Source organism: Desulfovermiculus halophilus DSM 18834, assembly GCF_000620765.1.
In the GTDB taxonomy this organism is placed as follows: domain Bacteria; phylum Desulfobacterota; class Desulfovibrionia; order Desulfovibrionales; family Desulfothermaceae; genus Desulfovermiculus; species Desulfovermiculus halophilus.
In genome coordinates this window covers 23333-36254 of sequence record NZ_JIAK01000012.1, presented here as the reverse complement: position 1 = coordinate 36254, position 12922 = coordinate 23333, and the positions used below count along the sequence as shown (strand labels likewise).

Annotated in this window: 12 protein-coding genes; 2 read left to right on the top strand and 10 right to left on the bottom strand. The window is 56.9% G+C overall.

What is annotated here, in order from left to right:
- Window positions 1-7: 7 nt before the first annotated feature.
- From hmcE to N902_RS16875, 9 genes are all read right to left on the bottom strand, one after another.
- Window positions 8-685, bottom strand: coding sequence for a sulfate respiration complex protein HmcE (gene hmcE, locus N902_RS0107330; protein WP_027370409.1), 678 nt, complete (start codon window positions 683-685; stop codon window positions 8-10).
- A gap of 21 nt (window positions 686-706) precedes the next feature.
- Window positions 707-838: a sulfate respiration complex protein HmcD gene (hmcD, locus tag N902_RS20500; protein WP_279614652.1), complete on the bottom strand. Its 132-nt coding sequence runs from the start codon at window positions 836-838 to the stop codon at window positions 707-709.
- Window positions 839-842: 4 nt separating this feature from the next.
- On the bottom strand, window positions 843-2015 hold the full coding sequence (hmcC, locus tag N902_RS0107320; protein ID WP_027370408.1) for a sulfate respiration complex protein HmcC: 1173 nt from the start codon (window positions 2013-2015) through the stop codon (window positions 843-845).
- Window positions 2015-3061: a sulfate respiration complex iron-sulfur protein HmcB gene (gene hmcB / locus N902_RS0107315; protein ID WP_027370407.1), complete on the bottom strand. Its 1047-nt coding sequence runs from the start codon at window positions 3059-3061 to the stop codon at window positions 2015-2017. Before hmcB ends, hmcC begins: the two co-directional genes overlap by 1 nt.
- Before the next feature lie 17 nt (window positions 3062-3078).
- Window positions 3079-4998: a sulfate respiration complex hexadecaheme cytochrome HmcA gene (gene hmcA, locus N902_RS0107310; protein WP_084287985.1), complete on the bottom strand. Its 1920-nt coding sequence runs from the start codon at window positions 4996-4998 to the stop codon at window positions 3079-3081.
- Between the two features lie 113 nt (window positions 4999-5111).
- Complete coding sequence (locus N902_RS0107305) at window positions 5112-6056, bottom strand: universal stress protein (RefSeq protein ID WP_027370405.1); 945 nt, start codon at window positions 6054-6056, stop codon at window positions 5112-5114.
- A 115-nt stretch (window positions 6057-6171) separates the two neighbouring features.
- On the bottom strand, window positions 6172-6561 hold the full coding sequence (locus tag N902_RS16880; RefSeq protein WP_034622172.1) for a response regulator: 390 nt from the start codon (window positions 6559-6561) through the stop codon (window positions 6172-6174).
- A 378-nt stretch (window positions 6562-6939) separates the two neighbouring features.
- Window positions 6940-8037, bottom strand: coding sequence for a sensor histidine kinase (locus N902_RS0107295; protein ID WP_027370404.1), 1098 nt, complete (start codon window positions 8035-8037; stop codon window positions 6940-6942).
- 12 nt (window positions 8038-8049) lie between these two features.
- Window positions 8050-8562, bottom strand: a complete 513-nt coding sequence (locus tag N902_RS16875; RefSeq protein ID WP_027370403.1) for a universal stress protein — start codon at window positions 8560-8562, stop codon at window positions 8050-8052.
- A gap of 218 nt (window positions 8563-8780) precedes the next feature.
- On the opposite strand from N902_RS16875, the gene N902_RS0107285 reads away from it, so the two are divergent.
- Both N902_RS0107285 and N902_RS0107280 read left to right on the top strand, forming a co-directional pair.
- Entirely contained in the window at window positions 8781-11342 is a 2562-nt protein-coding gene (locus tag N902_RS0107285; protein ID WP_027370402.1) for an APC family permease, read from the top strand.
- 200 nt (window positions 11343-11542) lie between these two features.
- A complete protein-coding gene (locus tag N902_RS0107280; protein WP_208596279.1) occupies window positions 11543-11830 on the top strand; it encodes a hypothetical protein in 288 nt (95 codons plus the stop codon).
- A gap of 98 nt (window positions 11831-11928) precedes the next feature.
- Here N902_RS0107280 and N902_RS0107275 read toward each other — a convergent pair whose 3' ends face one another.
- Window positions 11929-12846 carry a glycine betaine ABC transporter substrate-binding protein gene (locus N902_RS0107275; RefSeq protein ID WP_027370400.1) on the bottom strand — a complete coding sequence of 306 codons (918 nt, stop codon included), beginning with the start codon at window positions 12844-12846 and terminating at the stop codon, window positions 11929-11931.
- Window positions 12847-12922: the final 76 nt, after the last annotated feature.

The window sequence follows — 12922 nt, the reverse complement described above, 5'->3', positions numbered from 1 at the left end:
TCATCATCTACCAACTGATTCCCCGGCCCTTCATCCCGCCCCGCTTGATGCCGAAGTCCATCCCGATTTGGGCCCTGGTCAGGAAGAAAAGCACAATATGGGACAGCTTGGTCAGGGGTATGGCGATGAGCAGGGCCTCGCCCAGGATGATGTGGGCATAGAGCCAATACACATACCCGGGTGCGTTCTGGACGGCCAGCAACCCGGTGACGAACGGAGCCAGGGTCAACAGGAGAAGGACAATATCGTATCCAGTGGTCAAAATCCTGACTTCGGGCAGGACGAGGCGGCGGACCAGGATAATGCCGCCGGTGATGAGCACGGCTATGGTCAAAGCATCGGCTAGGGCCATGGGAATTGCGGGCCAGGCCAGGCCCAGGCGCTGGTGGGCAATGACTGCATGGCCCTGCAGAAAGAGGGGGGTGATGATCAGCCCGAGATGAAAGGTGAAAAAGACCAGGGTAAACAATGGCTTTACCCGCCAGTTCCGGGATCCGAAAGGGAGAATCCAGTGCCCGATGGAGCGCAGGGCTCCCTTGGCCCCCTGCTTTGGATACTGGGCATATGCCACCCGGTCCAGGCGCCAGTCCAGTCCTTTGATGTACACAGCTGCCCTGACCAGCAGGCCGATGATGCAGAAGGCAAAGGCCAGAACAAAGACGGGTCCGGTTAAGAGATCGTACATGCACTCCTCCTCACATAGAGCCTACTCGTCTTCATCCCTGCTGGTCAGAAAAGCCCACACACCGCCCAGAGCAACCAGCATCACTCCCATCAGGACATAGGTCAGGCCCTTGGTGAAGGACATGAACTCGTGAAGGGTGGAAAAATCCTGCATGGCCTTACTCCTCTGCGTATTCCGGATGTTCGAACAAGACAGGCATTCTGGTGACCACGAAGGTATACGCCAGAACGCCGAGGGTGACCAAGAAGATGGAGATGGAAAACTCCATCCAGGAGGGGAAGTATCGCTGGTCCGGGGCCAGGTGCCAGTTAAAGGCCACCAGGGACACATTGAACCGGTTGAGCACAATGCCCAGCACGGCCAGGACTGCAGTCCAACGTATAAGCCGGACGTTTTTTTCCCTGGCTCCCAGAGCGAAAAGCAGGCAGGGCAGAGCCACGAAGCCCCCTATTTCCAGAAGGTACCAGGCCCCGTAGCCGGTGCTCAGATAGGCCCAGTCATTGTCTGCGGCCAGGCTGGAGAGCTGAATGAAAAAGTAGCCGGCCAGGACCACGGCTCCGGCCTTGGCAAACCCAATGGCCAGGTCGTCTTTGTGCCTGATGTGCTCCGCGTCCATTTTGTGCTTCATAAATCTGGAGGACAGGGCGCCTTCGAAGATGACCATGGAAAGCCCGGCCACTATGCTGGAGATGAAAAAGCCCAAAGGGAGATAGGCGGAGTACCACAAGGGATGCAGCTTGGACGGAGCAATCAGGTACAGCCCACCCAGGGAGGATTGGTGCAGGGTGGATAAAATAACGCCGAAAATGGTCAGGACCAGGGTCATTTTGACCACGATGCTCCGCAGGCGGCGTTTTCCCAGCCACTCCAGGGCTGCCGGAGAGATCTCCAGGAAAAGCACAGTCAGATACAAGGCCACGCACAAGCCGACCTCAAAGAGAAAAGAGCTCGGTCCGGGCTGGACGATAAAGGGATACGGCAGACGCCAGGGGATGCCCACGTCATAGGTCAGGGCCAGGACCACCAGGGCGTATCCCAAAAATCCGGTGAGCACGGCCGGGCGGACCGCGAAGTGATACTTGTGCAGGCCGAATATGTACACTGCGGCGGAGGTAACAAAGCCTCCGGCGGCCAGGGCCACACCGCAGAGAAGATCGAAGCTGATCCACAGGCCCCAGGGAGTGTTGTGGTCCAGGTTGGTCACTGCCCCCAGCCCCTGAGTGAAACGAAGGAAGGTGACAATCAGCCCAAGAAGTATGATGCACCCGACCAGGAGGCGGCCCGGGGTGAGCTGAAGACGACTTCCTGCAGCCGTGCTCTCTTGAGACATCAGGAATCCTCCTTCTTCTGTTCGTCTGCCGCCCGGTCCAGGGCCTTTTGGACCTCTTTGTCGATGGCCGCCTGCTTTTCCTTCTCCGCTTTTTCCCTGACTTTCTTCAGCTCGGCCCGATGCTCTTCTTGAGCCTTTTCCAGGGCTGAGGCCACAGCCTCTTTTTTCGCTCTGGAGGCGAGAAGGTCTTTGCGCTTGGTGATGAAATACACCCCACCGAGCAGAACGGGCCATAAAGCGGTGACCATGGGTACGGCGGCCAAGGCCCCGGAGGTCAGCTTCGGGGCCGGGGTCGTTCCCAGGTCTTCCCGCAGGCCGAGCCGGTGGAATGGGACTCCGGAGAGATACATCCAGCTTGTCCCGCCCATTTCACGTTCCCCGTAGATGTGATCGATGTACCGGTCCGGATTCCGGCGGATACGCTCCTTGGCCTGGTACAGGACCTCTTCCCGGAGACCGAAGGTCAGGGCCTCTTTGGGGCAGGCCTGGACGCATCCGGGAAGCTTGTCCTGGGCTATTCGCGGGGCGCACATGGTGCATTTCATGATCCTGGGGCTGACCGGACGGTCATAGGTGTAGGCCGGGATTTCAAAGGGACAGGCGATCATGCAGTAGCGGCAGCCGACACAGACGGACTGATCATAGATTACAGCCCCTTCCCGGGTCTTGGTGTAGGCGGCGACAAAGCAGGAAGAGGCGCAGGCCGGCTCAAGGCAGTGGTTGCACTGGGTTTTGATGTAGACAGGCTGTTCTGCCTCTTGCGGCGTGTACTTATTCACTACGGTATAGGCCTTGTCATCCGGCCTGCGCTGGGCATTCAGGACTGAAAGATCGTCGAACGGCTGCTCCGGCTGGGGCAGTCCGTTGACTTCAAAGCATGCCTGTTCGCATCGCCGGCAGCCGATGCACCGGGTTGCGTCGAAGACAATACCCATCTGCCGCGCAGGTCCTGGAAAATCAGAGTGTGTTCCCGCCCCGGCCTGGCCGGGGGCCATGGTTCCCGCTCCGGCTGCACCGAGCAGGCCCAGGAATGTTCGTCTGTGCATATTCCAGCTCCTCGCCTTTACTTTATGTCCCTGATAATGCGGGATTTATTCTGCGCATGGCAGGCAGAACAGTCGGTGTTCGTCGGTTCGTCTATCTCCATCCGGTCGTGGCAGTCCATGCACATGCGGTGATAGGCAGCCTTCAGACCCGGGCGGTCCGGGGTAGTGGGCCCAAAGGGCCGGGCATGGCAGCTGGCGCAGGACGGCGGGTTTGCACTGGGCGGAGACTGGTGGTGACATCCCTGACACAGGGTAAACCGGTCCTGGTGAAAGGCCTGAGCCAGGGAATCGGGCTCAATTCCTTCCAGGAGGGCGAGCGCTATCCTGGCGTGCGGTAAGCTCACTGGACCATATTGGTCGGACAACCGATCAATAGTTACTTCCCGAGGCATGTTTTGGATCAGCTGCTGGGTGGTTTCCTTTTCAGAGGCTTTGGTCAGTCGATCCCGCAGTTTGGCCATGTCCCTGGAGGACAAGCGGACCGGGAAGGTCAGGGAACCAAAGGCTTCAGAGTCCAGCTGGATGGTGAATTCCTGGGGCAGAGGCTTGAGTTCGGGGTCTGGCGGCATTTGATCCCGGAGCGTACGCATGCTGTCCGCCCTGCTGGAGCGTTCCGTGGAGGACATGTCCAAAAGCTCCTGGTGGTCCGGGCTCCTGGGATCATGGCAGATTCGGCAGGTGTCTGTGTCTTGGCCCCAGGATTCTGTGCGAAAGACATGACATCCTGCGCATTCTGGCCTGCTTTTGGCCTGCTGGCGATGACAGCCCACACAGCTTTGCTCTGAGCCAGGGCTGTGCATTGCCTGGTCCAGGGTGATCATCCCTCCTTCTTCCGAGGCCTGCAGACGGTGACACTTGGTGCAGGGTTCCAGCCTGGATTGGTGATGGCATTTCCGGCAGGTGTCTGCTGATTGCTCATGGAGCTTGTGATCAAAAAGCACCGGTTGCATCAGGTTATGTTCCCCAAAATCACTGCCACCGGCCTTCACATCGGCCGGAACAGGGGCAATAAATGTTGCATCCGGCTGTCCCCGCTCCAGGCGGGGGAAAGTGTGGGTATCCTGGGCCGGTTTCTGGGTGCTGCTGTGGCATCCCCGGCAGGATACAGGTGCCTGAAGATCATGGTCAGAGGCGGAGTTGCGGGCTTGCACATGACAATTAAGACAGGAAAGATGTGCGGCCTGGCCCCAGGAGGGAGGTTGTCCTCCGGCCAGGTACTCCGGAGAAACCCGGGGTGTGAACAAAGATTCGGCCGGGGCCTGAGACAGCGAGGACAGGGCCGTGCGGGTGTCCTCTCCGTGGCATGCCCGGCAGCCGAGCTCTCGGCCTTTGGTATGGATCAGCTTCTGGCTCTGAGGGTCATAGGTATGATGGCAATTGCCACAGCCTTCGTCTTGGTTGGATATGGAGGCAATATGATCGGCATGCAGGACGAGATCCATGCCGGCCTCGGCCTGTTCAGGTCCGTTCCGGGGGCCGGATCGGTGGCAGCTCCGGCATTCGCCCTCCAGGGGGCCTGAGTCACGGCCCTTCTTGTTCTGGGTCCGATGACAGGACACGCACCGGTCGTGATACAGGGCCTTGGCATCTTCTTTATCCGCAGCCTGAACCTGGGAAAAGGTGAATACTAAGCTGCCGTTGACCCGGGGATGACATGCTGTACATGCGTCCCCCTGGCCGGCCAGGGCATCGGTGTGCAGATCATGGGCAAAACGCACTGGAGGAAGCTCTCGTTCACCAAAAGCCTGCATGGAACGGATCTGAATGAGCCCCGGGCGATTGGCGGTTTGCCGCTCTGCGTTTCCGGCCCGGACAAACCCAATGGCTCCAAGGACCACAACAAGGCCCAGACATATCGCGGCTGTACCCCTAAGGCCTGTTACCGGGTGTGAGCCGTCTCCTCTGCCTTCACTCCTGGGTCGCCGACTCCTGAACATGAAATCCGATTCCTTTGGTCAAGGTTTGAGCCCAGGCAGGCTGTCCTGCCGTTTGGTGCCGCAGCTGTCCGAGTTCGGGCAATACGTCTTGTAGGACCTGAGAGAGTTCAAATTCAGTGCTTATGAGTCTGCTCGGGACTGGCTTCTCTTCCCGGGCTGCGGTTGACATTGGCTACTGGACAGGCGGAGCGGAGGACCACTTGCTCGACGGTACTGCCCATATCCGCCTCATCCAGGTCCGCATCCTTGGCATGGTGGGCCATAACAATCAGGTCGGCCTCCTTCTCCCTGGCGAACTTAAGAATTTCCACAAATGGAACCCCCTCCCGGATATCGTAGGTAGCGTCCTCAAAGTCCCCCAGTCTGGAAAGGTAGTGGTACTCCAACTTTTTTTGGGCCCCTGCAATCGCCTTCTCAATAGTCTCCTGATCCGGAACTATACCCGGGTGAAGGTGGTTGAGGTCCAAGGCATGGAAGATGTGCAGGCTGCTTTGGAGGTCTTTTGCTGTTTGCAGGGCGAACTGAAAGGCCGCATCCGAAGGCTTGGAAAAATCCACCCCGACCACGATGTGGGTGAAGTAGTTCCAGCAGGTCATGCATGGACGATTAACGATGAGTACCGGACACTTGGCCGCCTTGCTCACCTTGCGCAGGGTATTGCCCACAATAGATCTGTATTTGGAGATGGCCACGTCTTCATCGCTGGTATGTGCGCCCAAAATGATGCAGTCGGCATCGATTTTTCGGGCCATGCGCAGTATTTCCCGGGACGGGATGCCGGTTGCGACCTCAAACAGACAATTGGTGTATGTCTTTAGCTGCTTTTCGTACAAATGGCGCAGTTCTTCCAGGACCCAGTCCGTATAGTCCGAGCTGAGCACCTCCAGGTTTCCGGATCTATAGTCCTGGACTCCTTGGCTGAAACCGTGGCTGGGGATGCCCAGGACATGAAATACCGTCAATTCAGCCTCATGCACCCGGGCCAGATCAAAGGCCACCCGTGCCGCATTGTCGCAGGCCGGGGAGGCGCTGGTGGCGAAAAGTATCTTTTTAAACATGGGCGAACTCCTTGGTCGCTCCTTATTGCCGGGTTTCCTGGAGCGGGCAGCACGGACATAAGCATACTTATTCAGTATGAAATTTGACCGCAAAAACCAGTGGTGGATTCGGGCCTTAGCCCAGCAAATCGTTCATGGTTTTGAGCAGGGCCTCTTTGTCCACCGGCTTGTCGAAAAAGGCGTCCGGGCTGAAGTATTCGCTGTCCCTGTCCTGATCGTACTTGATTCCCAGCTCGTCCTTTAAGCCGGAAATGCCTATGATGGGAATATCCTTGAGCCCAGGGTCGTTGCGCATGAACTTGCAGACGTCAAAGCCTGAATACAAAGACTCCATCATCACATCGAGCAATACGATGTCCGGAACCTCTTTGGAGATGAGTCTGATGCCCGACTCCCCATCCGGGGCTGTCAGTACAGAGAATCCTCTTTTGGTCAAAAAAGTTTTCATGGCCAACACATAGTCCTGGTTATCGTCGATAATCAAAACATTTTTAGCCTTTTCCATCTCGACCTCCCCCTGGCTGGTCATGTTAACCCCTATGCCTGCCAAAGGGCAGGCACGCTTTAGCTAACGAAGCACGAAAATAATGCCTTAAAAAAGGCCATTAGAGCATAATTTTCATGTATCCATTTTCATGAGAGATTCTTCGCTCGCAGGCTCGCTCAGAATGACAAACAAAGGCTGTTCGACACAGAAAGTGGAATAGCCTACAGAAGAGATGGCAAACTCCAAAAATCCACAAGCTACGTCGAAGAACCCAAACAAAAGAATGGCGGCCTGCCCGATGGTTCTGATGCCTTCTTGTCATTCTGAAGGAGCGTAGCGACTGAAGAATCTCTTGTATTGTCTATACGTGTCTGGTCCGTGTGTCCACATAAAGCTTCATTGCATGCGCAGATTGCTCATAAAGGCGCTGAGCTGGATCGGAAATATGATTCGAAACAGGCTTCCCTTCTCCGGTTTGGCCAGAACCTCGATTTTTCCGTGGTGATTTTTGACGATCCTTTCCACAACCATCAATCCGAGTCCTGTGCCGGTGTGGCCTTTCGTAGAGTAAAACTCGGCGAATATATTTTCTTTTGTTGTGGAATCCATGCCCCTGGCATTATCTTCCACCTCGAACATAAAATGAAAGTCGTCGTAAAAGTCCAGGCGTAAGTATACAGAGTGCTTGCTTTTCTCCATGTCCTGCTGGCAGGCCTGCAAGGCATTCCAGACCAGGTTGCTCAAGGTCCTGGAGATCCCGGCCGGATCCATCTCCTGGGCCGGGACATCGGGATTGACCTGGAGCTGAAGCTGAACCCCTATGGATTGAGCCTTGTCCGCATACAGCTGTCCCGCCTGCCGGGCGAGATCTGCGGGCAGAATCTCCTGAAAGGCGGGTTGTCTGTCTTTGGCCGAGTAGAGGATGTTCTGGGTGATGCGAGTGATCTCGGTTACATTCCGCTTGACCATGTCCAGCCCGTTCCGGGAAAGCTCCTGGTCCAGATCATGGATGCCCTCCTCCATCAAATACATCCCCCCGTGCAGCCCCTCCAGGATATTTTTGATGTCGTGGGAGAGCAGGGCAATGGACTGGCCCAGGGTCACCAGTTCCCGATGCATGTTCTTGATGGTGCCCACATTGGCCAAAAGCTTTATGGAGGCTGCAACATCGCCGACCACATCAAACAACGGTGCGGAAAAAGCCAACATTTCGAAAACAGTTCCGTCCTGAAGGTAAATCATCTCCTCCGAGACATGGAACCCTTTATCCCGGAAAGTGTCCCGGACCGGACAGTCGGGGCACTGATGGTGAACGCCCTTGAGCACGGCATAACACTGTTTACCCAAGGCATTCGCACCGAAATCGCTTTGAAAGCTGTGGTTGGCAAACAGAATATTGAAGTTTTTGTCCTGAATCATCAGGTAGCAGGGCAAGGCATCAATGATGCTTTTAAAGGTTAGGTCATGGAGGCCGCTTCTTTGGGAGATATCCATACGGTTCCCGCTTTAATCGATCTGATCAGTTGCTGCTTGGGGCATGAACTGTATTTGCGGACTGCCGATGGTTATTACCTGACAGTTGGCGAACTTGGAAACATTGGCGGCTGTCTTGATGTAGACCCGCCTCTTTTTTTCTGATCGTCCGGCTGTGCCCATGATGATCATATCAATAGCATTTTCATCAGCATATTTTATGATTTCTACATCAGGAGAACCCACCCGGACGATGAAAAAATATTCTTTGAGATCTTGGCAACGCTCACGGTATACTTTTTTCAGGGCACCCAGTTCCTCCAGTCTCCTGCACTCATCTACCCTATCTGATTCCTCGCGGCATTTATGGTGCCCCAGGTTCTCATCAAAGCAGATATCGCATGGGTTTACCGAGGGAATGACGTTCATTATGTGCAATGCAGCCTTGTGTTTTCGGGCCTGATCAAAGGCGTGCTCGAACGCTGACTCTGCATCATCAGAGTAATCAGTACAGTACAGAATATTGCGATACGTTCTTTTGCTCACAATGCCGCCTCGAGCTTCTTCCTTCGGACTTTTTATCTTTTATCTAGCCGGGAATGGAAAATGATGTCAATACCTCCTTGAAAGGTAGGGAATGTCTTTGAGTGGATTATATGGATATTCAAATAGATATAGGATAAAATTTTTATCAGATTAGGCTTGCCTCTAGCGGAGTCGGCGCACTATGCTGGCAGCACCGGGTAGATACAAGGAGCAGGAGCATGCAGAATTCCAATCGGGCCACAGGCTCCCTGGGGACCTTCGGCGGGGTGTTCACCCCCAGCATTTTGACCATTCTGGGCATCATCCTTTTCCTCCGCCTGGGATTCGTTGTGGGCCAGGCCGGATTGCTCCGGGCCCTGGCGATTATCTGCCTGGCCAATGTTATTTCGGTCCTGACCTCCATCTCCCTGGCGGCCATAGCCACCAACCTCCGGGTCAAAGGCGGAGGGTACTATTATATCATCTCCCGCACATTGGGGCTGGAGTTCGGGGGGGCCCTGGGCATCGTCCTGTTCCTGGCCCAATCGGTGTCCATCGGCTTTTATCTCATAGGTTTCGGCGAGGCCCTGTCCGTCCTTTTGCCCCCGGGCCTGTGGACCTCGCCCCAGCTTCTGGCCCTGTACGCACTGTTGCCTCTTTTTCTTCTGGCCTGGCTGGGGGCGGACTGGGCCACCAAATTCCAGTACCTGGTCATGGGCTGTTTGGTCCTGGCCCTGGGCTCCTTTTTTCTGGGCGGAGGCCTGAAGTGGGAAATGGCCACTGCTGCTGCCAACTGGAGCGCCCCGGCCGGGGGCCTCGGGTTTTGGGCTGTATTTGCCGTGTTCTTCCCGGCAGTGACCGGCTTCACCCAAGGGGTGAACATGTCCGGAGACTTGCGGGACCCTACCCGCAGCCTTCCATTGGGCACTTTTGCCGCGGTTGGCCTGTCCATGCTGGTGTACGTCCTGGCTGCCGGGGTCCTGGCCGGCAGCCTGCCGGCCGGAACCCTGCAGACGGAATATGCGGCCATGCAGACAGTGGCCTACGGCAGCTGGCTGGTCCTGATCGGGGTAATCGCCGCCACCCTGTCCTCGGCCATGGCCTCCTTTCTGGGAGCTCCCCGCATCCTGCAGTCCCTGGCCTCGGACCGGATCTTTGCCTGGCTTCTGCCTTTTGCCCAGGGAGTCGGCCCGATGAACAACCCCAGGCGGGCGGTCCTGCTCAGTGCGGGCATTGCTCTGGGCGTGGTCGGAATGGGAAAGCTCAATGCCATCGCTCCCCTGGTTTCCATGTTTTTCCTTCTCTCCTACGGCCTGTTGAACTACGCCACCTTTTATGAAGCACGATCCCAAAGCCCGTCTTTTCGGCCCACATTCCGGTTCTTTGATTTTCGGCTCAGTCTGATCGGGGCCGTGGCCTGCCTGGGAGTCATGCTGGCCATCAGTCCGGCCAGCGGAGTGGCTGCTGTGGCCGTGCTCGGCGCCTTATACCAATACTTGCGCCGGACCAGCGGTCCAGCCAAATGGGCGGACAGCCAGCGCTCCTATCATCTGCAGCAGGTGCGCACCCATTTGCTGGCCGCTGCCCGGGAAAGCGAGCACCCCAGACATTGGCGGCCTCAGATCCTGGCCTTTTCCGACAACCCGGACCGGAGGCCGCAGCTGTTGCGGATGTCCCAGTGGCTGGAAGGCGGAAGCGGCCTGACCACAGTGGTCAACATCGCTGAAGGCCAAGGAGCCAAGGCCTTGAGAGACAGCAAGGAGCAGCAGGAGGCACTGGCCAAGGACATAGCTGCCAATGAATCCCATGCCTTTGCCCTGGGCGTTGCCGCCCCGGATCTTCGAACCGGGATACACATTCTGCTTCAGTCTTACGGGGTCGGACCATTGCGGGCCAATACCGTCCTTCTGCACTGGCTGCACAATGCCAGCCATGCCGGTCGGGTAAGCGAAGATCCGGCCTTGAACCTGCGCACCGCCTTTCGTCTGGGGCACAATATCCTGATGCTGGATGCCGGGGAGAGCAAGTGGCAGGCCCTGGTTGAGGATGCAGACCGGCAGCTGCGCATCGATATCTGGTGGTGGGGAGAAGCTACCAGTCGGCTCATGCTCCTGCTCGGTTACCTGCTGACCAGGGATTCCTTTTGGCAAGAGGCCACCATCAATGTCCTGGGGGTGCAGGGTGCGGCTGAGGCGAACACCCAAAGCAAGGACCTGCAGGAAGTGCTGGACAACTACCGGGTTCAGGCCGAGTCCTCCTGGGTGGAGGCTGGGGATGCCTCGGCTGTGGTCAAGCATTCTGCGGATGCGTCTCTGGTCTTTCTGCCTTTCGGCCTGCGCCGTTTTGAGATCGTGGATCCGTTCGGCGGGGATGTGGACTGGCTTCTGCCCCGGCTCCCGGTCACTGTGCTCTGTTTGGCTGCGGAGGATCTGGATCTGGATGCGGAACCGGAAGAAGGTCCGGCTGGGGAGGCGGGCAAGGCGGTGCATGCCTATGAGGATGCCCGGGCAAAGCAGGAAAAGCTGGAAGATGAAGAGAAAAAGGCCGCTGCCAAGGCCGATGATCTGCATCAAGAGCTGGAAGCGGCCAAGATCTCCGGAGCAAGCGAAGAAGAGCTCGCGGCCAAGCAGGATGCCTTCAAGGAGAGTGCCGGGCACAAAGATCAGGTGGTCAAAAAGTCCGCAAAAGCCCGGGCCAAGGCTGAGGCGGCCAAAAAGAAGGCAGAAGAGCTGGGAGGCTTGACCCCTGAACCTGAGGAAGGGGAAGGGGACGATAAGAACGGCCGCCAGGATGCCGGGTAGAGGCCCGTTGACTATGGCCGGAGCTGTCAGGTACGAGATATTGTCTGCACTCAGGATAAAGATGCCGGTGGGTGATGTCAGAGACGGCCTTCCGCTGATTGCAGGCAAACCCGCGTGCCTACCAAAACGCAGGCACGCTAGCGCTAACCAAGCATGAAAATGATGGCTCCAAATAATGCCGGGGGGAATGTATGGACGTTATGAGTTTGGATTCCCTAACAATAGAGACCATGTCCCATTGCGAGGCCGAGGTGATCGCCAAGGATATCCAGGGTGACGACTGTCTGCAAAAGACCCTGGATATTCTGGAGCGGATGCGGTCAAACGGTTTTCAGGCGGTGGTCTGGGCTGACGGCGAATATCTGGGCGGTATCTGGTACAATCCCATTCATGAGAAGTGGACCGCCGAGCTGGTGGAAATGGAGTGGAACGATGCCCCAGGAGCCGCCCAGGTCAAAGGGCAGCTCCTGGAAATGGTTGAGGAATGATGATTCTTCGACGAAGCCTGTGGATTTCTGGAGTTTGTCATCTCTTCTGTATGCAATGTCCACTTCCTGTGTCTAAGAGCCGGAGTGATGAGGTCAGCTTATGGAAGCCATGAGTTTACCTGGTCTGGGTGGGTGCGGATGTAGCGCAGGGCCTTTTCATAGGGATAGAGCCCCTTGTCGTCGTGAATCCAGACCATGAGCTGGCCCATGTCCTCCGGTTCCCAGTAGAAGTTGTCCAGGAATTCGGCGACGTCCGGCATATCCTCGGCCAGCCCCTCGCGGGCGATTGTATTGATGTGCTCCTCGCCCCCGAAGACACCTTTGGGATCCTCTAAGAACTTGAGTTCCCACCGGGCGAACATCCAATGGGGCACCCATCCGGTGACCACTATCCATTCCTGCTTGCTGATAGCCCGGCCCAAGGCGCTGGTCATGGTCTGCTCACTGCCCTGGGTCAGGGTGAACCGTTCCAGCCCATACGCCCGCATGGCCTCCCGCGTATTGTGCATCACCCCTGCTTGGGGATCGATCCCCACGATCATCCGGTGGAACTTGTCTGCGTACTCGGAAAGGTCGGCTATGGACTCCGCCTTGATGTACGGCTTGTTCCGCAGCCCGGTGGCCGCAGTCTGCCGGCCCAGGGTCACGTTGGGCACCACCAGTCCGGTCTTGGCCCCTTCCAAATTGGGCCCCAGGTCCACGCACTGATCACTGTACTTTTCGTAGTATTTCTTCTGGGTTTCCGGCAGCCAGGCCGAGACCATGGCATCCACTTCGCCCTCGGCCACGGCCTTCCACATCTGATCCGCCTGCATGGGCACAATCTCGCAGCTGTGCCCCAGCTTTTCCTGGATAACGGCCCGGACCAGGTTGGTGCTGGCTATTTCCGAGGACCATTCCACATAGGCCAGCTTGACCGGTCCTTTGTCCGCCGCCTGGACCGGTGCGGCGATCCAGGCCAGCAGAACGGCAAGGAGCAGAATGGGCCATATTCGGGTGTCTTTTACAGAAAACATAAAGACTCCTTTGAGTTGGATGAAAACTGTTATCAGCTTCTTGATCCCGACCGGATAACTGATAACGCATCACTGT